Annotated in this window: 20 protein-coding genes and 1 riboswitch; of the genes, 7 read left to right on the forward strand and 13 right to left on the reverse strand. The window is 36.7% G+C overall.

Annotated elements, in window-relative coordinates; genetic code table 11:
* Positions 1-6: 6 nt before the first annotated feature.
* Positions 7-999: a potassium channel family protein gene (locus tag LOK41_RS10875; RefSeq protein ID WP_241816553.1), complete on the reverse strand. Its 993-nt coding sequence runs from the start codon at positions 997-999 to the stop codon at positions 7-9.
* 95 nt (positions 1,000-1,094) lie between these two features.
* On the opposite strand from LOK41_RS10875, the gene LOK41_RS10880 reads away from it, so the two are divergent.
* The 4 genes from LOK41_RS10880 (at position 1,095) to LOK41_RS10895 (ending at position 4,433) form a co-directional block, all read left to right on the forward strand.
* Entirely contained in the window at positions 1,095-2,378 is a 1,284-nt protein-coding gene (locus LOK41_RS10880; protein ID WP_241816470.1) for a purine/pyrimidine permease, read from the forward strand.
* Positions 2,379-2,789: 411 nt separating this feature from the next.
* Positions 2,790-3,611 carry a Cof-type HAD-IIB family hydrolase gene (locus tag LOK41_RS10885; protein WP_241816471.1) on the forward strand — a complete coding sequence of 274 codons (822 nt, stop codon included), beginning with the start codon at positions 2,790-2,792 and terminating at the stop codon, positions 3,609-3,611.
* Between the two features lie 156 nt (positions 3,612-3,767).
* Positions 3,768-3,917, forward strand: a complete 150-nt coding sequence (locus tag LOK41_RS10890) for a hypothetical protein (RefSeq protein WP_241816472.1) — start codon at positions 3,768-3,770, stop codon at positions 3,915-3,917.
* Between the two features lie 222 nt (positions 3,918-4,139).
* The gene (locus tag LOK41_RS10895; RefSeq protein WP_241816473.1) at positions 4,140-4,433 is read left to right on the forward strand and encodes a DUF3817 domain-containing protein; all 294 of its coding nucleotides are present in this window, start codon (positions 4,140-4,142) and stop codon (positions 4,431-4,433) included.
* 40 nt (positions 4,434-4,473) lie between these two features.
* Here the strand turns inward: LOK41_RS10895 and LOK41_RS10900 are convergent, their stop codons facing one another.
* The 5 genes from LOK41_RS10900 to LOK41_RS10920 all read right to left on the reverse strand — a co-directional run bounded on the left by LOK41_RS10900 (position 4,474) and on the right by LOK41_RS10920 (position 8,942).
* Complete coding sequence (locus LOK41_RS10900) at positions 4,474-5,151, reverse strand: uracil-DNA glycosylase (protein WP_241816474.1); 678 nt, start codon at positions 5,149-5,151, stop codon at positions 4,474-4,476.
* Positions 5,152-5,170: 19 nt separating this feature from the next.
* Positions 5,171-6,163, reverse strand: coding sequence for an ABC transporter permease subunit (locus tag LOK41_RS10905; protein ID WP_241816475.1), 993 nt, complete (start codon positions 6,161-6,163; stop codon positions 5,171-5,173).
* Positions 6,156-7,073 (reverse strand): ABC transporter ATP-binding protein, encoded by a 918-nt coding sequence (locus LOK41_RS10910; protein ID WP_241816476.1) that lies wholly within the window; start codon positions 7,071-7,073, stop codon positions 6,156-6,158. Before LOK41_RS10910 ends, LOK41_RS10905 begins: the two co-directional genes overlap by 8 nt.
* Positions 7,070-7,882 (reverse strand): SGNH/GDSL hydrolase family protein, encoded by an 813-nt coding sequence (locus tag LOK41_RS10915; RefSeq protein ID WP_241816477.1) that lies wholly within the window; start codon positions 7,880-7,882, stop codon positions 7,070-7,072. Before LOK41_RS10915 ends, LOK41_RS10910 begins: the two co-directional genes overlap by 4 nt.
* Before the next feature lie 82 nt (positions 7,883-7,964).
* Positions 7,965-8,942 (reverse strand): LacI family DNA-binding transcriptional regulator, encoded by a 978-nt coding sequence (locus tag LOK41_RS10920; RefSeq protein WP_241816478.1) that lies wholly within the window; start codon positions 8,940-8,942, stop codon positions 7,965-7,967.
* Between the two features lie 120 nt (positions 8,943-9,062).
* Here LOK41_RS10920 and LOK41_RS10925 point away from each other — a divergent pair, with 120 nt between their 5' ends.
* Complete coding sequence (locus LOK41_RS10925) at positions 9,063-9,692, forward strand: YczE/YyaS/YitT family protein (RefSeq protein WP_241816479.1); 630 nt, start codon at positions 9,063-9,065, stop codon at positions 9,690-9,692.
* Positions 9,693-9,704: 12 nt separating this feature from the next.
* Here LOK41_RS10925 and thrC read toward each other — a convergent pair whose 3' ends face one another.
* From thrC to LOK41_RS10945, 4 genes are all read right to left on the reverse strand, one after another.
* Entirely contained in the window at positions 9,705-10,763 is a 1,059-nt protein-coding gene (gene thrC / locus LOK41_RS10930; protein ID WP_241816480.1) for a threonine synthase, read from the reverse strand.
* Complete coding sequence (locus tag LOK41_RS10935; protein WP_241816481.1) at positions 10,763-12,058, reverse strand: homoserine dehydrogenase; 1,296 nt, start codon at positions 12,056-12,058, stop codon at positions 10,763-10,765. Before LOK41_RS10935 ends, thrC begins: the two co-directional genes overlap by 1 nt.
* Positions 12,059-12,202: 144 nt before the next feature.
* Positions 12,203-13,108 (reverse strand): homoserine O-acetyltransferase MetA, encoded by a 906-nt coding sequence (metA, locus tag LOK41_RS10940; RefSeq protein ID WP_241816482.1) that lies wholly within the window; start codon positions 13,106-13,108, stop codon positions 12,203-12,205.
* Complete coding sequence (locus tag LOK41_RS10945) at positions 13,092-14,390, reverse strand: bifunctional O-acetylhomoserine aminocarboxypropyltransferase/cysteine synthase (RefSeq protein WP_241816483.1); 1,299 nt, start codon at positions 14,388-14,390, stop codon at positions 13,092-13,094. Before LOK41_RS10945 ends, metA begins: the two co-directional genes overlap by 17 nt.
* Before the next feature lie 91 nt (positions 14,391-14,481).
* A riboswitch (SAM riboswitch) is annotated at positions 14,482-14,587 on the reverse strand.
* A gap of 356 nt (positions 14,588-14,943) precedes the next feature.
* On the opposite strand from LOK41_RS10945, the gene LOK41_RS10950 reads away from it, so the two are divergent.
* Complete coding sequence (locus LOK41_RS10950) at positions 14,944-16,194, forward strand: chloride channel protein (protein WP_241816484.1); 1,251 nt, start codon at positions 14,944-14,946, stop codon at positions 16,192-16,194.
* Positions 16,195-16,296: 102 nt separating this feature from the next.
* Here LOK41_RS10950 and LOK41_RS10955 read toward each other — a convergent pair whose 3' ends face one another.
* Entirely contained in the window at positions 16,297-16,986 is a 690-nt protein-coding gene (locus LOK41_RS10955) for a YjjG family noncanonical pyrimidine nucleotidase (RefSeq protein ID WP_241816485.1), read from the reverse strand.
* A gap of 119 nt (positions 16,987-17,105) precedes the next feature.
* Between LOK41_RS10955 and yeiL the strand changes: the two genes are divergently transcribed.
* Positions 17,106-17,780, forward strand: coding sequence for a transcriptional regulator YeiL (gene yeiL, locus LOK41_RS10960; protein WP_241816486.1), 675 nt, complete (start codon positions 17,106-17,108; stop codon positions 17,778-17,780).
* 77 nt (positions 17,781-17,857) lie between these two features.
* Here yeiL and LOK41_RS10965 read toward each other — a convergent pair whose 3' ends face one another.
* Together LOK41_RS10965 and LOK41_RS10970 are read right to left on the reverse strand one after the other, a co-directional pair.
* Positions 17,858-18,484, reverse strand: a complete 627-nt coding sequence (locus LOK41_RS10965) for an FMN-dependent NADH-azoreductase (RefSeq protein WP_241816487.1) — start codon at positions 18,482-18,484, stop codon at positions 17,858-17,860.
* A gap of 194 nt (positions 18,485-18,678) precedes the next feature.
* Positions 18,679-19,326, reverse strand: coding sequence for a response regulator (locus LOK41_RS10970; RefSeq protein WP_241816488.1), 648 nt, complete (start codon positions 19,324-19,326; stop codon positions 18,679-18,681).
* Between the last annotated feature and the right edge of the window lie 3 nt (positions 19,327-19,329).

Genomic DNA, 19,329 nt, shown 5'->3' on the forward strand with positions numbered 1-19,329 from the left:
CCTTTTTCACCTCGTACTTTGTAATTCTTTCTCAAATTGCTCCAGCTTCTCTACTGGACCAAATACTATTATCATATCATGTTCTTGCAATTTTTCCTGCCCTGTTGGATTATGGATAATATTTCCATCACGTAAAATCGCTAAAATCGTAACATCGAGCTTATTTCTTACATCGCTTCCCAGCAATGTTTTCTCAGCTAAAACAGACTCTTTTCCAATTTGCACTTCTTCTATTGCAAAGGCTTGTTCTGTTCCATATAGCACTGTATCAATATAATTAACTGTTAATGGATTGGCAATTCCTTTTGCAATATGGATGCCAGCCATACTAGATGGATTGATCACTTTATTTGCACCTGCACGGCGCATTTTCTCTTCTGTTTCTGGCTTTTCGGCTCTAGCTATAATTTTAATCTTATTATTTAATCCTCGTGCTGTTAATGTAATAAACACATTTTCAGCATCGTTTGCAACAATTGCTACTAAACCAGCAGCTCTTGTAATCCCTGCCTTATGTAATACGTGATCCTCAGTAGCATCGCCATGTATGTATAAAAGCTTTTCCTTCTCTAGCACTGATTCTTCCTTATCGACGACTACAAACGGAATCTTTTTCTCTTGTAACTCATGTACGACTTGAAGCCCTACTCTACCACAACCACATACGATAATATGGCCCTGTAACTCTGCTATTTGTTTGTCCATCTTCTTCCTCCGTACTGCATGAAATAAATTCCCCTCAATAATCATTGCTGCTACTACCCCAATTGCATATGTAACAATTCCTACTCCAACAGGAATAATAAGAAGCGCAAAAATCTTCCCTGCCTGTTTTAACGGAACTGCATCTCCATATCCAACTGTTAACACTGTAATCATTGTCATCCAAAAGGCTTGAAACAAACTAATTTCTTCTATTATCATAAATCCAATTGTTCCAAGGATGACAACAAAACACATACATATAACGGCGATGCATAATTGCCTTTTTGCATTCATACTCTTCTTCAACTCTTTTCTCTACCTACAACCTTTGCCATAGTAAATAAAATACGTATATACTAGAAGCGGAATCTATGAAAGAGGTTGATATGATGAAAACATTTCTTTCTGCCTTGCAGTGGGCATTATTTATTTTAGCAGGAAGCCTGATTGTACCAATTAGCGTTGCTGCCAACTACGGGCTTGAAGGTGCCGAAGCTATCGCTTTTGTGCAACGAACATTGTTTGTTCTTGGTTTCGCTGGCCTTTTGCAAGCTATATTTGGTCATAGACTCCCTATTCAAGAAGGTCCCGCTGGCCTTTGGTGGGGAATCTTCTCGCTATATGCAAGCTTAGGTGTCGTATTATTCGGATCAAATAGCGAAACCCTTCGAGTCCTGCAATACGCATTTCTTTTAAGCGGCATTATCTGTATTATTCTTAGTGTTTTGGGACTTATTGATAAGCTTGTTCGTTATTTCACACCAACCGTAATCGGAACATATTTATTCCTTCTCGTTGCCCAACTCAGCGGTTCTTTCCTAAAAGGAATGTTCGGTCTCGATGGACAACATGCTGAAGTACAACCAAACGTATTCATCCTTTCACTCATTGTTATTTTACTATCTTTTTTCATGATGAAGCTACCTGTTATCGGACAATACTCTGTTCTTTTCAGCATTGTCTTCGGGTGGATTTTATTTGCATGCTTCGGTTTATCTAATCCTGTTACACCGGTAACAGATATCATTCGCCTTCCATCTCTATTCATATTTGGATACCCTCGTATTGAATGGAATATGGCAATTACCGTTATCTTTGTCACACTGTTACTTCTAACAAATATGTTAGCGAGCATTCGTGTTGTACAAAAGGTTATTTCTAAATATGAGGAAGGAGCCATACAAAATCGATTTAAACATGCTGGTATTATAACAGGGATTAACCAATTGCTAGGCGGCTTATTCTCAGCAATCGGTCCAGTCGCTATTTCAGGTTCTGCCGGGTTTATTGCTACAACAAATATTTATAAACGACTTCCTTTTATGCTAGGATCAGGTTTTATTATTGTAATTAGCATATTTCCAAAAATCACTTCGTTCTTCGTAGCTATTCCTGTCGCTGTTGGATATGCAGCCATCTATCCTGTATTTGCAAGTATGATTGGTCTTGCTTTTCAAGAATACGATACTGTAGAGGATAGAGAGCGCCTATTCCGCGTTGCTGGTCTTTCACTTTTTACAGGAATTGGGGTTATGTTTGTACCCTCACAAGCATTTTCGACTCTTCCCCCATTTTTAGCATCATTTTTAAGCAACGGCCTTGTACTCGGTTCTGTCATAGCTATTTTACTTGAAATGCTATTTTCCCGTTCAAAGGAAAAACAGCCATCATAAATTGGAAAACTTCCATTGTTTAGAGGTGGGAGTTCTCTCGAAAGATATGATAGAATTATCATAGGCAATACGCCCATGATAATATATACTAACAATACAGTAATTCACTTCACCATATAAATCGATTTTGATTTTTCAACATAGAAATTACGGCTCGGAAATCAAAAAAAGCCCTGCTCTCATTTTCTCCTTGTGTTTTCACATGGCATGGGGCTAAAAAGGGCTCTGTCCGCTTCTATCCATGAGCGGATTCTCTCTTCCACCTAAAAAAAGTGGGTTTCTATATTTTTCAATTTGCATTTATATATCTTCAAAGAGGTTCGATATCTTACTATTTATTTCTCATTATTTTGCTAGAATGAATTTCTAACAATACTAATCATTATTTCAACAAAGAAAGGAAATTTCTATATGTCTTATAAAATGATTGTTTTAGATTTAGATGATACTTTACTACGCGATGACCATACAATTTCAGAGCGTACAAAACAAGCTTTAATGACAGCCCAAGAGCAAGGAGTAAAGGTTGTACTCGCTTCTGGCCGTCCAACATTTGGTATGCGCCATATTGCTAAGGAACTTCGTTTAGAAGAATACGGTAGTTTTATCCTATCATTTAATGGTGCTAAAATTATTAACTGTAAAACAGATGAAGAACTATTCAGTAGTACACTATCTCCTGAAACCGTTCACAGTCTATATGAAATCAGTAAAAATGAAGACGTTTGGATTCATACGTATATCGGTGATGATATCATTACAGAAGAGAATAATCCATATACTGAAATCGAAGGCCAATTGACAGGCATGCCAATTATTCAAGTAGATAGTTTTACTGCAGCCGTGCAAGAACCTGTTGTAAAAGTATTAATGAATAAAGAAGCTGAGCGCCTTATTGAAGTAGAAAAGAAACTACAAAAACAATTAGAAGGTAAACTAAGTGTAATGCGTTCTAAGCCGTTTTTCTTAGAGTTCACAGAGGCTGGTGTTACAAAAGGAACAAGCTTAAACCAATTAATTCAACAGCTTGGTATTAAGCGCGAGGAAGTAATCGCAATGGGTGATAGCTATAATGACCAAGCAATGATTGAGTTCGCTGGTCTTGGCGTTGCGATGGGAAATGCTCCAGATGATATTAAAGAAATTGCAAACTACGTAACAGATACAAATATGAATGACGGCGTTGCTAAAGTTGTAGAGAAATTTGTACTTAAAACTGAAGTTCTAGTTTAATATATAAATTTTTCAACATACACATTGCTACTATGAAATCAAAAGGTAACTTACACTCCCTCTCTCCCCACCTAAAAAGAGAGGGTTTTTGTCTGTACTTCAATTCGCATTTATATAAAATCAAACTTCCAATATGGGTTTGATTTTCACATATATATGACTGCTTTGAAAACAAAAAGTGACTTACGCTCTCTTTCTCCTTTTGTTTTCACTTGGCATGGGGCTAAAAAAGGTACTGTCCGTTTCTATGCATGGGCGGATCCTCTCTCCTCACCTAAAAAGAGAGGATTTTTGTCTGTACTTTAATTTGTACTTATATAAATCCATTCACAAAATCCCTTTGAAGTCAAACACTTCAAAGGGGTTTTTATTTAAATGTAAGTAGCTTTGTGAAGATATTTTGAACTTTACAACATTCCCGTAGTGTAAACTTTGTTTTTGTATATAATGAAACAAAATAGACTATTTTACTTTGAATTAGAATACAAATTTACTATATACAAGCTCATATTATAAGGAGGCTGTTTCATGTTATCTACACCAATCGGAAGATTAAGAGCAATTGGATTAGTCGAGGGGATTTCCTTCCTACTATTATTATTCGTAGCAATGCCGCTAAAATACTTCGCGGATTTTCCAGCAGCCGTTAAAATTACAGGTATGGCTCACGGCGTACTATTTATCCTATTCATCTTTGCAGTGATTCAAGTAACAATCGTACATCGTAAGTCGATCTTATGGGCTTTAGGTGCATTCATTGCTTCCGTTATCCCATTTGGTACGTTCGTACTAGATGCAAAATTAAAAAATGAACCACAATAAGTAAAAAGGTAGCTAACAATTATCCTGTTAGCTACCTTTTTTAAAGGTTTGGAATTTGCCAATCAATTTCTTTCCCATTCATACTAGATAAGATATCATTCACTTTCGAAAATGGTTTACTTCCAAAGAAACCGCGTCTTGCTGATAAAGGACTTGGATGTACAGATTCAATAATATGATGATTTTCATTTGTAATCAGCTTTTTCTTTGCCTGTGCATGGCGTCCCCACAGTATAAAAATCACTGGTTTATCTCGTTCATTTAAAAGCTCAATTACGCGATCAGTGAAATGCTCCCACCCTTTTCCTTTATGAGAATTTGCTTCCCCTTGTCTGACAGTTAACACCGCATTAAGTAATAACACACCTTGCTCTGCCCATTTCACTAAATAACCGTTATTCGGAATTTCACAACCAAGGTCTGCATGCAGTTCTTTGTACATATTTTGCAGTGATGGTGGTGTTTTCACACCAGGTTGTACAGAAAAACTTAGCCCATGCGCTTGATCTGGCCCATGATATGGATCTTGTCCTAAAATTACAACCTTCGTATCCCCATAACTTGTATAATGCAATGCATTAAAAATATCATTGGCATTTGGATATACTACATGCGTGCTATATTCTTCTTTTAAAAACTGCCTTAGTTTCTGATAGTATGGTTTCTCGAATTCTGGTGCAAGTAACGGCTCCCAATCATTCTTTAAAATATGTTCCATCTCTTCACTTCCTCTTCACTTAATTCACCATGTCTTGCTTTGTAAAGACTACAAACGAAACGATAAGAGAAGCTATTGCCCAAACAGTTAAATTCATCAATGAGAAGCTCATCGATAGACCTTGCAATGCTGGTAACTTTCCTGATAAGTAATCTGTTAGTGATAAATTCACACTAAAAATATATTTTGCCCCTTCCCAAGACGTTGCGAAAGAGCTTAAGATACCACCTGCAATTAATGCTGCCAGCATGACTCCCATACCAGCTGGTGTATTGCGAATTAACACCGAAACCATAAAGGATATTGTTCCCACAACAATTGCCACAAACCACGCCAGTCCGTAAGCCATTAAAATGTATTGCCACTGCGGAATAAGATGGACAAAATTCGTATTCAATGTTTCTTTATCAATTCCAAATCCTGTCAATACCGGTAAATTCCACCCAGCATATCCGAAAACAACACCTGATAATGCATAGGAAAAAATCCCGACCAGGAGCAATATAAGTGAAATAAATAATAACATCGTCACATATTTACTGAGAAGGATTTTCCAGCGCCGAATCGGCCGTGTTAGAAGCATCTTCATCGTTCCATCACTTCGTTCTCCCGATACAATGTCAATTGCAACAATCATTACAAGAAGCGGAATAAATAATGTAATCCCCTGTTCAATGAATGCTCGTACAAATGTCGGTGCCCCCGGTGCAGTCGGATTAATATCATGGTCTAAGTAATATTGTTGTTGCTCGACTCGTACTTTCAGCCAATCCCGCCATTCTTCTGGCAACCTTGAATTATTTAAACGATTTTGTGAATCAACAATTTGCTGCTGAAGCGCTACTTTCCAATCGCTCGTACCAAGGCGTTTTTGCGTTGTTTGCACTTCACGATACTGTGCATACACAAACAAAGGAATTAAAATTGCCAATATGAGCATAACGACAAAAATACGTTTCTTTCGATAGATTTTTTCTGATTCATTTAAAACAAGATTTGCAAATTCACGCATGCTGCTCACTCCTTGTGAGTTCAATGAATAAATCTTCTAACGTAAACACAAGTTCCTTCACGCTATGTACATCTATTCCTTTTTCTACAAAACGTTTATTCCAAGTACTAATTGTTGAAATGTCCATCCGGCAAAGTAAACGTTCATTGTCTACACTAATTTCTCTTACTTCTTCTGCCGCTTCTAACATATCCTTTGCCTTTGCAATCGGTGTAACAATCCACTCAACACGATCGCTCGCAGTTTTAATTAACTCTTCAATTGGTGCAACTGTAATCATTTTCCCTTTATGAATAATAGCAACACGATCACATATCATTTGCACTTCACTTAACAAGTGACTTGAAATAAAGACGCTCATATTTTCTTCTTTCACAAGCTTATGTATAAACTCCCTCATCTCTCTTATACCAGCTGGGTCTAGGCCATTTGTCGGTTCATCTAGTATAAGGAGTTTCGGATTTCCAAGAAGAGCCTGAGCAATGCCGAGGCGCTGCTTCATACCAAGAGAATACGTTTTCACTTTATCATGGATACGTTCATCCAAATGAACCATTTTTGCAATTTCTAAAATACGTCCATCTGATATACCGCCAAGCATCCGTGCAAATTGCTTTAAGTTTTCCCATCCTGTTAAATATGTATAAAGTTCTGGGTTTTCCACGATACTCCCAATTTGCCGCATCGCTTCCCGAAAGTTCTCTTTAATATGATAGCCACCGATCGTAATCTCACCTTCAGTTGCTTTAATAAGCCCTACTAGCATCCGAATTGTTGTTGTTTTCCCAGCTCCATTTGGACCTAAGAATCCAAACACTTCTCCTTGTTTCACATCAAATGAAATGTTTTCAACAAGCGTTTTTTTTCCAATTACCTTTTTCACATCCCGCACTGAAAGTATTATCGTCATTTCGCCTCTCCTCCATCTAGCTGCAGCTTACTTACAACATTTTGTAACAAGCGAGTTGCCATGTATGAGTAGCCTGTTTCGTTTGGATGGAAATGATCTGAGTATAATAATTCTTTCCCTCTGTTTTGAAACAGATCAAACGTTGGCGTTATATATACATTTTTATTATCTATTGCTAATTTCTCTAAAGATGCATTCCAATCTACAACGATGGATGAAGAACCTTTTAAATCCTCTACATCCTCAAAAGGATTGTATAAACCAAGCCAAAAAATCGGGCTATCTGAATTTAGCTTTCGGATTTCGGCTAAAATTTGCTTCGCCTGATTTTGAAATGTTTCTGTATTAGGGCGATATGTTTCTAGATCTATCTTTCCAAGTGATTCCCATCCTGGAAATAAATCATTTCCTCCAATTGTTAAAACAATAAGATCCGCTTGCTTAATTGAGTACTGAGCACCACTGCTCTCTATTTGCTTTAACAAATTTGGCATCTTCGCACCACTAACAGCTAAATTCGTTAACGCAACCTTTTGTTTATAATCCTTTTGTAGACTTTCTTTTACTCGACCCACATAGCCGATTCCCTCTTTATCACCAACGCCGCGAGTTAAAGAATCACCTAAGCTGACAACTTGTAATGTTCCTGGGTTTTGTTTCCCTTTCACTTGTTTTTGTTCTGTCTTCGTAGTTAAATTTGAAGCTTTCGGATTTAATGCATCATTAATACCCGCAATAAAGCCATATGCAAATAAACAAAAAGATGCAATTGTAATGAGTAAAAGTCCTTTTACTAATTTTGATCTCATATCAAAACCCCTTTTAGCCTGGTAGATTGCCCATATTATACCAAACGCCCATTTGAAAAGCGATTTTCATCTCTTCTATAATTTAGGTAGTTTCACGAATAGTCAATTGCGGCAAGAGTTCAATGCTCTTCACATCTATTTTTTCATCTTTTATCTTCTCATATAGTATTTCAAATGCTTTTGCACCAACTGCTTTACTAGAATGAGCAATCGTTGTAATTCCTAATACATCTGCTACTTCTTGATCGTCACACCCAATAATAGCTAAATCTTCCGGAACACGAATCCTATGTTTCTTTGCTTCTGTTACCATCCCTGCTGCAATATGGTTACAAGAAATAAGGAATGCTGTCGGCTTTACAGACATCCGCATCCATTCCCTTATTACATTACGCCCGTCATCCACCTTAAAACACCCTTTAAATTTCCAGTTATCTGCAGGTGTAATAGAAATATGTTGCAGTGCATCCTCGTACGCTTGTTTTCTTCTTTGACTATTAATGCTATTGTCTCTTCCAATACAATATCCAATACAAGTATGACCAGCATCTATCAAGCTTTTCATTCCTTGTGAAAACACTTTATAATAATCAATATGTACGCTCGAGATGAAATTCGAATCTATTTCTTCACACACTACAATTGGCCCAAATTTCGTATACTCCTCGAGCTTTTCCTTATCATTTGTCCGGGAACATATAATGACTCCATCAAGCTTTTTCATTTTTAACATCTGCAAAATTTCAAGTTCCCGTTCTTCACTATAATTCGTCTGACAAAGCATCATATGATAATTATTCTTTGCAGTTTCTTTCGATATCCCCTCAATAATCGCACTATAATATTGATCATTTACATGCGGCAATAAAACACCAATTACATTCGTTTTTCCTTTCACTAAATGAATCGCATTCACGTTTTGTGTGTAATTTAATTCCTCAATAATTGCTAAAATTTCTTTTCTCTTTTTATCACTTACATACGGATGATTATTTAATACTCGTGAAACCGTTGAAACTGATACACCAGCAATCTCAGCAATCTTTTTTATATTTGTCATCTTACTTCTTCCCCTTCCCATCATTTAAATAAACCTCATCGAAAAATTCTCTCTTGACCTGGTAAGCTTTCCACAATATATCCTTTCCTAGCAAGTACATTCGGAAAGGATTTGAAACATATGATACGTCTAAAACTAGACTATATATTTTTTATTAGCGGGCTACTCATTCTATCTCTTGGAATTAACATGATGACAACGATTACTTCATTCGGCCTTAGTCCTTATGATTCATTTTTCATTGCATTATATCAAAATTTTGGAGTAAGTATTGGCTTCTGGATTTTTATGATTAACTTAGCTTTTACGCTTATTGTGCTGTTTTTAAATAAAAAGCAGATTACAATAGGAACAATTGTTACTATGGTTCTTATTTCTGTTTTTGTTGATTGGATTGGTTCTATCGATGTCATTATGAATTCTATCCGCTCTCTTCCAAAATATATAACACTTATTTGTGGAAATCTATTTGTTGGTGCTGGAATTGGCATTTATGTATCAACACAGCTCTGTGCTGCACCGCAAGAAGCATTCGTCTTAACCATGGCTGAAAAGAAAAAGTGGACATTTCGCAAGACAGAAATTTCGTTAGCCTTTTTATTTTTAACATGCAGCTTTTTATTAGACGGTCCTATTTATTTTGGTACAATTATCCTTTCATTTACAACAGGATGGATTATTCAAGCATTTATTCAGATTGGCACAAAGGTTCTTAACATAAAAAAGCCTATTGAGCATCACGCTCAATAGACTTCATCTATTTCATTGAAAGACAGCTCCCTGAATATAATCAAAGATAACTTTCTCATCATTTGGTAACACAACTGGCTGAATTTTCTTCGTATCAATGGCGATATTTGGATCTTTCAAACCGTTACCTGTTAATACGGCTACAATTTGGCTCCCTTTTGCAATTTCACCGCTTTGCAGGTGTTTATAAACACCTGCGAGAGAAGCACATGAAGCAGGTTCTGCAAAGATTCCTTCGTACTTGGCTAGCCATTCATATGCCTCAAGAATTTCACGATCTGTTACTTCGTCGATTTTACCTTGAGAGTGTTCTGCAGCGAGGACAGCTTGCTCCCAACTTGCTGGATTCCCAATTCGAATCGCTGTTGCAATTGTTTCTGGTTCTTCAATCTTATGTCCACGTACAATCGCCGCTGCTCCTTCCGCTTCAAAGCCATGCATCTCTGGCAGACCCGTACCAAGTCTTTCATGATACTCTTTGAATCCTTTCCAATACGCTGTAATATTTCCCGCATTACCGACTGGAATTGCTAGAATATCTGGTGCTTTCCCAAGCGCATCACAAATCTCAAATGCAGCTGTTTTTTGCCCTTCAATCCGGTATGGATTAACAGAATTTACAAGTGTAATCGGCGATGAGCTGCTTAGCTTACGTACAACTTGCAAAGCATGATCGAAATTCCCATCAATACTGATAATCTCGGCACCATACATGACAGCTTGCGCTAATTTACCGTATGCAATCTTCCCATTTGGAATAATAACAATACATGACAATCCTGCCCTAGCTGCATATGCTGCTGCAGATGCAGCTGTATTACCCGTAGAAGCGCAGATGATTGCTCCGCTTCCCGCCTCTTTTGCTTTAGCTACCGCCATTACCATGCCGCGATCCTTAAAGGATCCGCTCGGATTCGCTCCTTCTATTTTCCCATAAATTGTTGCGCCCCACTGCTTTGAAAGATTTTCTAGTAAAACAAGTGGTGTATTGCCTTCATGCAATGTTAAGGGCGGTGTTTTTTCCGTAATAGGCAAAAACTCCTTATACTCAGCAAGCAAACCTTTCCACATTACTTAGCATCTCCTTCGATTCGGTAGTTTGCTTTTACACAATCTACTTCTTCGTATGTGCCCAGTGTATGTAAAATATATTCATAGTCTGCAAGTGATGCACGATGCGTTACGATAACAACCTCAGCCTTTCCTTTCTCACTAAGTGGCATTTGAATAATCTTTTCAAAGCTAACACCGCGTTCGGAAAATAAAGATGTGATTTTTGCGAACACACCAATTTCATCTTTTACATGTAATCTTAAAAACTTTTTCACAAAAATTTCATCAGGCTCTTTTAATGCCTTCGCATACTGAGGAGAAACCGCACTATTCCCAGTCACACCAAGGCGTACATTTTGCATTACCGCGACTAAGTCAGAAACAACCGCTGTCGCTGTTGGTAAACTTCCTGCACCAGGCCCGTAAAACATCGTTTCCCCTACCGCTTCACCATACACATATACGGCGTTATATTCATTTTGAACAGCTGCAAGAGGATGTGTATTCGGAAGTAACGTTGGTTCAACTGTTACCTCTAACTTTTCACCATCGCGCTTTGCAAGCCCAATTAATTTAATTGTGTATCCTAAGCTTTTACTATACGCAATATCTTCCTCTGTAATAGAAGTAATCCCTTTCACCTTCACATCTCCAAGTTCTACATTTGTAGAAAAACCAAGAGTAGCCAAAATCGTCATTTTTCTTGCTGCATCTAAACCTTCTACGTCTGATGTTGGATCTGCTTCTGCAAATCCAAGCTGTTGCGCTTCGTTTAACACGTCGTCGTATGCTCTCCCTTCGTCAGACATTTTTGTCAGAATAAAGTTTGTTGTTCCGTTCACGATTCCCATCACTTTCGTAATAAGATCCGAGGAAAGCCCTTCTACAATGCTGCGTAGGATTGGAATCCCTCCAGCTACGCTCGCTTCATAAAATAAATCAGCTTGATTTTCCTTTGCTACTGTCAGTAATTCCGCCCCGTGCAATGCCATTAAATCTTTATTAGCAGTAACAACATGTTTACCATTGTTCAAAGCTTTTAAAATATAGGATTTTGCTTCCTGTATGCCGCCCATCACTTCAATGACAACATCGATATCAGGATTATCTATAATTTCATTTACATTTTTCGTTAATAAAGTAGAGGGGACTTGGACCTCTCTCTCTTTCTCAATATTTTGCACTAATACCTTTGTTACTTTCACTGGGCAACCAACTTGGTGCATCAATCGATCTTGATGATCCGTAATAATACGAACCACACCGCTGCCAACTGTTCCAAGGCCTAATAAGCCCACTTGAATTTCATTCATGATACTGTCCACCCCTCTAAAGAATTGTATTTAGATGCCATTATATAAGGTAAAATTATGAAAAACAATGTATTTTGAACATTTAGAAAAATATAAGATAATCCTTACAAAGAAAGCGTTGCCACGTGTTATATAATGATCATCTTACAAAATATAAGGGGTTTCTTGATACACATAATAATTTAACCAATTTGAAAATAATAAATTTCCATGACTGCGCCATCTTATGAGTGGCTTTTCAGCTGGGTTATTATGTTTAAAATAGTTTTTCGGAACCTTAATATCTAGCCCTTTTTGTTTATCACGTTCATATTCCTCTTTTAATGTATCGCAGCTGTATTCACTATGACCAAGAGCAAAAACATGCTTTCCATCTTGCCCCATAACAAGGTGTACACCCGCTTCTTCTGATGTTACTAGTAATTTCAACTCTTGTACTTTTTCAATATCAGATGCGTGTACTTCCGTATGACGTGAATGTGGTGCAAAAAAGAGCTCATCGAATCCTTGTAATAATTTCACATGTTGCTCACGTACTTCATGTTCAAATACACCAAACATCTTTTCTTCAAGCGGATATTTCGGAATTCCATAGTGATAATACAAACCAGCTTGCGCTCCCCAACAAATATGCAGCGTAGATGTTACATTTGTTTTTGAATATTCCATAATACGCCCAAGTTCTTCCCAATAATCTACCTCTTCAAAAGGAAGTGTTTCAACCGGCGCTCCTGTAATAATGAGACCGTCAAATTTTTCTCCCTCAATATCGCGAAACGTTTTATAAAAACTTGTTAAATGATCTTGCGCTACATTACGGGATACATGAGACTCCATATGGAGCAAATGCACGTCTAATTGAAGTGGAGTATTACCGAGTAATCTGAGCAATTGCGCTTCTGTTTCTTGTTTTGTTGGCATTAAATTCAAAATTGCAATTTTTAAAGCACGTATATCTTGTGTTTCAGCTCGTTCTTTTGTCATGACAAAAATATTCTCTTTTTGCAATACTTTACGAGCTGGTAAATCCTTATCAACAATGATCGGCATGTGCTTTGCCTCCAACTAATGCTTCCTCTAGGTCCGCAATAATATCAGAAACATCTTCTATACCGACTGATAGGCGAATTAAATCAGATGTAACACCTGCTAAACGCTGTTCTTCTTCATTTAACTGTCTATGCGTTGTACTAGCAGGATGAATCACACATGTTCTCGCATCTGCTACATGCGTTACAAGCGTTGCTAACTTCACATTTGCAATAACCTCTTTCGCAGATTCTAATCCGCCTTTAATTCCAAATGTTAAAACACCACTTGCACCTTTTTCTAAATACTTTTGTGCTAGCGGATAATTTTCATTACTTTCTAATCCCGGATAATTCACCCATTCAATACGATCATGATTAGCAAGCCACTTCGCAACTGCAAGAGCATTTTCACTATGACGCTCCATTCGTAAATGCAATGTTTCTAAACCAATATTGCTAATATACGCATTGAATGGGCTCATACAGTTGCCATAGTCTCTTAATAATTGAACGCGGGCTTTCACAATATATGCCGCCTGCCCAAAGTTCTGCACATAACTTACACCGTGATAACTTGGGTCTGGTTCGACAAGCTCTGGATACTTTCCATTTGTCCAATCAAAATTTCCGCCATCGATAACAATCCCGCCTAATGAGCTTGCATGGCCATCAATATATTTCGTTGTAGAATGAACAATAATATTTGCCCCATGTTCAAACGCTTGGCACAAATATGGTGTCGCCAAAGTATTGTCCACGATAAAAGGTACTTTTAGTTCTTTCGCCGCTGCTGAAAACTCTTTAAAATTTAAAACATTCATCGCTGGATTTCCAAGAGACTCTGCATAAATCAGCTTTGTTTTGTCATTTGCAAGTGCCACAATCTCATCAGCAGATGAGTTCGGATTAAAGAACGTAACATCAATCCCCAATTTACGTAAACTTACCCCAAATAAATTAAATGTTCCCCCATAAACGGTTGAAGAACAAAGTAAATGATCACCACTACTACAAATATTTAAAACAGCAAGCATAATGGCCGCTTGACCAGAAGCTGTCGCAACAGCTCCAACGCCGCCTTCTAAATCGGATAACTTTTGTTCAAATGCTGCTAGTGTCGGATTCCCAATACGCGTATAAATATAGCCTTCTGCCTCTAAATTAAAGAGTGCTGCTAAATCATCAGACGTATCGTATTTGTACGTCGTACTTTGATAAAGCGGTAAAACACGCGGTTCACCATTTTTCGGTGAATAGCCACCTTGCACACAAATGGTTCCTTTTCCCCATGATTCTCCCATCTCTCATACTCCTTTCTTTTATAGAAAATAAAAAAACTGCTTCTTTCCTGAATAAGAAAGAAGCAGTTTGAAAACACGCTCTAAAGTCTCTTTCTTATCTCTCAGGATTTATTACCTGCAGGATTTGGCACAATTCCGCTATGCGGCTGTTGCCAAGGTTTCATAGGGCCTGTCCCTCCACCTTTTCTTGATAAGACTATGCAATTACCGTTGATTTTATAGCAATTATTTCCTAATGTCAATTATTTTTCTGAATTTTTACAATAAATTTTATTAACATTTTAATCGTTTATTCTTACAATTCAAACTTAATATATCAGCACGAATCGTTCCCTCTAAAGAAAAAGAATAACTTTTAAAGCCATTGCTAACTATGTAAAATAAAAGAGTTATATGTTTTTATCTACATCCGTTTTTTTATATGCACACAATACATTTATGACTAAGTCATTTTCCTTCCAAAATAATAGACATATCGCATGAACTATCCAATCGTTTTCATATTATAATTTCTAATTTTTTCATCATCACGTACAATAAGGAGGCTTACAAAATGACAATTAGAAGAGACGTGCACTATTTACTTATTGTGTACGGTATGTTTCTAGGTTCTATTGTTGGTACTACAGTATGGTTATTTTTAGTTGTCACCAATGCTGGAATTCATTTCGTATGGGAGTATTTACCGAAAGAATTCGCATTACCATCCTATTACACAGTTTGTATAACAACAATCGGTGGTATTCTTATTGGACTATCACAAAAATACTTTGGTACATACCCGCGTTTAATGCCAGAGGTAATGGTTGAATATAAGAAAACGGGTAGAATTGAATACCGCTTTGTACATAAGGCTACATTAACAGCCATTATTGTTTTAACATTTGGAGCAAGCTTAGGCCCCGAAGCAGCACTTGTTGGGATTATAGGTGGGCTTTGTACATGGGTTGGCGATCGCTTTCACTTTGCTGTAAAAGGAATGCAGGGGCTAACAGAAATTGGGATTGGTGCTACTTTAAGTGTTATTTTTAATGCACCGTTATTCGGCTATTTAGCACCAAACGAAAATGAGAATGAACGACTTGCTGAAGTTTCTAAAGGAAAAAAGGCTATTGTATATGCTGCTACTACTTTTGCTGGTTTTTCTATTTATTTATTGCTTAGTAAGTTTGATAATCGAGGATCTTTTATCGTTAACTTTGAAGAGGGATCTTTTTCACTTCGTGAGTGGGTTTCCTTTTTACCACTTGCTTGTATAGGAGCTAGTGTAGGCTATTTTTATTTCAAGATAGAACATACATTGGAGAAAATAGTACATCCTTTTAAAGAATATAAGGTAACATTAGGGATTATTGGCGGTATTCTTTTAGGGATTGCTGGAACTTATCTCCCATATACAATGTTTTCAGGAGAACATCAATTAAAAGAACTCGTACATGAATGGACAGAATTATCATTTTGGGTGTTACTTCTTTCAGGCGTTTTAAAATTATGTATAACGGCAGTTTGTTTAAATACGGGTTGGCGCGGAGGACACATTTTTCCGATTATATTTGCTGGTGCAAGTATTGGATATGCTATGGCCACAGTCATACCAGTAGACCCAATTGCTGCTGTAGCAACCGTGACAACAGCAATTTCAAGCTATGCACTTCGAAAACCAATTGCTATTACCGTATTATTACTTATGTTTTTCCCAATCAATTTACTATTACCGATGCTTGGAGCTGCAATGATTGGTAATTTATTCCCACTTCCTAACAGTAGTGAGGATAAACAAACAGCTCTTGAAAATACCAAATAATGAAATAAACAAATGAAAAGCAAGTACCGTCACTATAAAAGTAATGGTACTTGCTTTTTGAGTAAAGAGTGTTTATTTTTACAAATAAAAATTCTTTTTAAACTATCCTTTTAAAATTTCATATAGCTCATCAAAGGTTTGTATTTCATAAGTCGGAACTATCCCACTATCATTTAACTTTTTTTCAGCATTAAACCAACAAGTATCTAGTCCAGCTAGCTGTCCTCCTTTAATATCTGCACTTAAGGAATCACCGATAATTAACCCTTTCTCCACAGAAAAATTAGGAATTCGTGCAAAAACATAATCGAAGTATTCCTTCATTGGCTTTTGAGAGCCCGTGTCTTCCGAAACAAAAATATCCTTAAAGAGTGAATGTAATCCTGAATTACGTAAACATTTCTCCTGTGTTTTAGAAACACCATTTGTAACAATATATAAGTCATATTCGCTTTGGAGATTTGTTATGAATTCAAAAGCTCCATCAATGAGCTGATTCCCTTCTTCTAAATATCTTCGATAATTCTGTTCAAACAAAAGGCCATCTACTTCTTGGCCATACTCCTTAAATAAAATTGAAAATCGAGTATTTACTACCTCATCTCGATCTATTTTCCCCTCTTCAAAGGATTTCCACAGTCCTTGATTTATTATTTTATAATGCTTTGTAATTTCATCAGTTAAAGGTATTTTTTGTTCCTCAAAAAGTAAATGTAACGCTGTTCTCTGAGCCGCTTTAAAATCTAGTAATGTATCGTCTACATCAAATAGTAATGTTTGATATTTCTTCATGTTGCTTCTCTCCCTTGCCTCTATAAAAATACGCTTTTTCTTTTGTTCTCAAATAAATCGTATCACTTCCACTTGTAAAAAGAATAGGAGATATCTCATACTAAATGAGAGGTGAAAAAATGAAAATCGAAAAAAAAAGAGATGAAATTTACAATTATGTACAGCACTTCAACTTTCAAACGTTCTTTTCATTTGATATTTTTCCATATATAGAAGTTCATTCTTTTCAAAAGAAAGAACTGATTTGCAACGAAGGAGAAGAATTACCATATCTTTATTACCTAATTTCCGGAAAAGCAAAAATATATATGAATCATCAAAATGGAAAAACTTCCTTAATTAATTTTGTAAAAGCTCCCTCGTTTATTGGAGAATTAGGATTAATTGGAATTGAGTCTGTAACAAAAGGGATTGAAGCTATAGAACCTTGTATCTGTTTAGCTCTCCCTCTTAAAGATTGTCAGCATCTCCTATTACAAGACGCACACTTCTTACAACAGCTATGCAAATTTATTGGAGAAAAAACAATTACTCGAACTGAACAATATGCGAAAAATTATAACTATCCTTTAGAAAATCGATTAGCGGCCTTCATTCTGTTAACGGAACAAAACGATTGTTATCTCGAAAAACATACAGAGGCCTCTGAATACTTAAACGTTAGTTATCGGCACCTCTTGTATGTATTAAAACAGTTTTGTCAGCAAAATTGGTTAAAAAAAGAAGGAAGAATGTATTTCATACAGGATCGAGAGCAATTACAACAGTTGGCAGATGAGCTTAATCGACAATAAAAAAGCAGTACCAACGTCTTAAAAGCGTTGATACTGCAAGGGTACTTGCCATGTTTGAGTGACGATTATATTTTTAATTAAAACGAGCTTGCTACTTTCACAGCTTTTTCAAGACCTTCTGCAATAATCTCTTCTGCTTTATCTGGGAATTGATTATGACCTTCAATGATAACTGTTTCCATATTTGTTACACCGAAGAAGCCCATCATGCTTGCTACATATTTAACAGCCATTTCTACATTAGCTGCTGGTCCTTCAGAATATACGCCACCACGTGCATTTAATAGTGCAACTTTCTTATCACCGATAAGACCTACAGGGCCTTCTGATGTATATTTAAATGTTTTACCAGCACGGTTTAAGTAATCGATATATGTGTGAAGTACCGCTGGAATTGTTAAGTTCCATAATGGGAAACCAAACACTACTTTATCAGCTGCAAGGAATTGATCTAAATATTTATCAGCAACAGCTACTGCTTTTGCTTCTTCTGCTGTTAAGTCAAATCCTTTACTAGCTTTAAATGTACCATTAATCATATCTACGCCTACATACGGTAATTCCTCTTTGTATAAATCAAGTTCTACTACTGTATCATTTGGATGTGATTCTTTATAGCTCGCTAAAAATGTTTCATATAATTTCACGCTAACTGCTTGGTCTGCTGGGCGGTTGTTAGCCTTTACGAATAAAACTGTTGTCATGTTTTATTTTCCTCCTAGTACTCACTCTTACGTTGTTTATTATTTACTCGCTAAAAGGGATAATCCCTTGTAATTGTTGTTGCTTACAAATATATTCTATCCTCTCATTCCAACAATTTCTTCCTCACATAGACGTATCTTTCCATAAAAAAAGTCCGCCTCCTAAAGGCGAACTAAGTCCTACGACTTTTGTCTTATACAATTCCATTTTTCACTGCATATAAAGCAGCTTGTGTACGATCCGATAGATTTAATTTACTTAAAATACTACTTACATGCGCTTTTACTGTTTTTTCGGTAATAACTAAAACAGATGCAATTTCCTTATTACTCATCCCTTTTGCTAAGAGTTGCAACACTTCATTCTCCCTTGCCGTTAGTACATCTACATGAATATTTGATAACTCCTGTTTCTCTTCTTGCGGCAACGGTTGAGAAAGAAGTGTACTTGCAATATCAGGATGAAGCTGAATATTTCCTTTATATGCACTACGGATGGCTTCCACAAGTTGATCCGGCTCGACATCCTTTAAAATGTATCCACTTGCGCCAGCTTTTAAAGCTGGTAAAACATGTGCTTGATCCGAAAAACTAGTTAATACGAGCACTTTTACATTTGGATACTCTTTTTTTATACACGCGGTTGCTTCAATACCATCCATCTCTGGCATATATAAGTCCATTAGTACAACATCTGGCTGCACCTCTTCTACTTTCATTAGCGCTTCTTTTCCGTTATTAGCTTCTCCAACTAGCTCCAAATCTTCTTGCGTGCTTAAGAAGAATGCTAATCCTTTTAAAACAACTGTATGATCATCAACTAATAATACTTTTATCTTCACGAA

The sequence above is a fragment of the Bacillus sp. TL12 genome, assembly GCF_022625245.1.
In the GTDB taxonomy this organism is placed as follows: domain Bacteria; phylum Bacillota; class Bacilli; order Bacillales; family Bacillaceae_G; genus Bacillus_A.

Bases quoted from the DNA above. Each gene is read 5' to 3' on its own strand.
- thrC (WP_241816480.1), bottom strand. From the start codon at position 10,763: ATGTGGAAAGGTTTGCTTGCTGAGTATAAGGAGTTTTTGCCTATTACG.
- LOK41_RS10900 (WP_241816474.1), bottom strand. From the start codon at position 5,151: ATGGAACATATTTTAAAGAATGATTGGGAGCCGTTACTTGCACCAGAA.
- LOK41_RS10875 (WP_241816553.1), bottom strand. From the start codon at position 999: ATGAATGCAAAAAGGCAATTATGCATCGCCGTTATATGTATGTGTTTT.
- LOK41_RS10905 (WP_241816475.1), bottom strand. From the start codon at position 6,163: ATGCGTGAATTTGCAAATCTTGTTTTAAATGAATCAGAAAAAATCTAT.
- LOK41_RS10885 (WP_241816471.1), top strand. From the start codon at position 2,790: ATGTCTTATAAAATGATTGTTTTAGATTTAGATGATACTTTACTACGC.
- LOK41_RS10925 (WP_241816479.1), top strand. From the start codon at position 9,063: ATGATACGTCTAAAACTAGACTATATATTTTTTATTAGCGGGCTACTC.
- LOK41_RS10915 (WP_241816477.1), bottom strand. From the start codon at position 7,882: ATGAGATCAAAATTAGTAAAAGGACTTTTACTCATTACAATTGCATCT.
- LOK41_RS10890 (WP_241816472.1), top strand. From the start codon at position 3,768: ATGACTGCTTTGAAAACAAAAAGTGACTTACGCTCTCTTTCTCCTTTT.
- LOK41_RS10935 (WP_241816481.1), bottom strand. From the start codon at position 12,058: ATGAATGAAATTCAAGTGGGCTTATTAGGCCTTGGAACAGTTGGCAGC.
- LOK41_RS10955 (WP_241816485.1), bottom strand. From the start codon at position 16,986: ATGAAGAAATATCAAACATTACTATTTGATGTAGACGATACATTACTA.
- LOK41_RS10910 (WP_241816476.1), bottom strand. From the start codon at position 7,073: ATGACGATAATACTTTCAGTGCGGGATGTGAAAAAGGTAATTGGAAAA.
- LOK41_RS10920 (WP_241816478.1), bottom strand. From the start codon at position 8,942: ATGACAAATATAAAAAAGATTGCTGAGATTGCTGGTGTATCAGTTTCA.
- LOK41_RS10895 (WP_241816473.1), top strand. From the start codon at position 4,140: ATGTTATCTACACCAATCGGAAGATTAAGAGCAATTGGATTAGTCGAG.
- yeiL (WP_241816486.1), top strand. From the start codon at position 17,106: ATGAAAATCGAAAAAAAAAGAGATGAAATTTACAATTATGTACAGCAC.
- LOK41_RS10945 (WP_241816483.1), bottom strand. From the start codon at position 14,390: ATGGGAGAATCATGGGGAAAAGGAACCATTTGTGTGCAAGGTGGCTAT.
- LOK41_RS10880 (WP_241816470.1), top strand. From the start codon at position 1,095: ATGAAAACATTTCTTTCTGCCTTGCAGTGGGCATTATTTATTTTAGCA.
- metA (WP_241816482.1), bottom strand. From the start codon at position 13,108: ATGCCGATCATTGTTGATAAGGATTTACCAGCTCGTAAAGTATTGCAA.
- LOK41_RS10950 (WP_241816484.1), top strand. From the start codon at position 14,944: ATGACAATTAGAAGAGACGTGCACTATTTACTTATTGTGTACGGTATG.
- LOK41_RS10965 (WP_241816487.1), bottom strand. From the start codon at position 18,484: ATGACAACAGTTTTATTCGTAAAGGCTAACAACCGCCCAGCAGACCAA.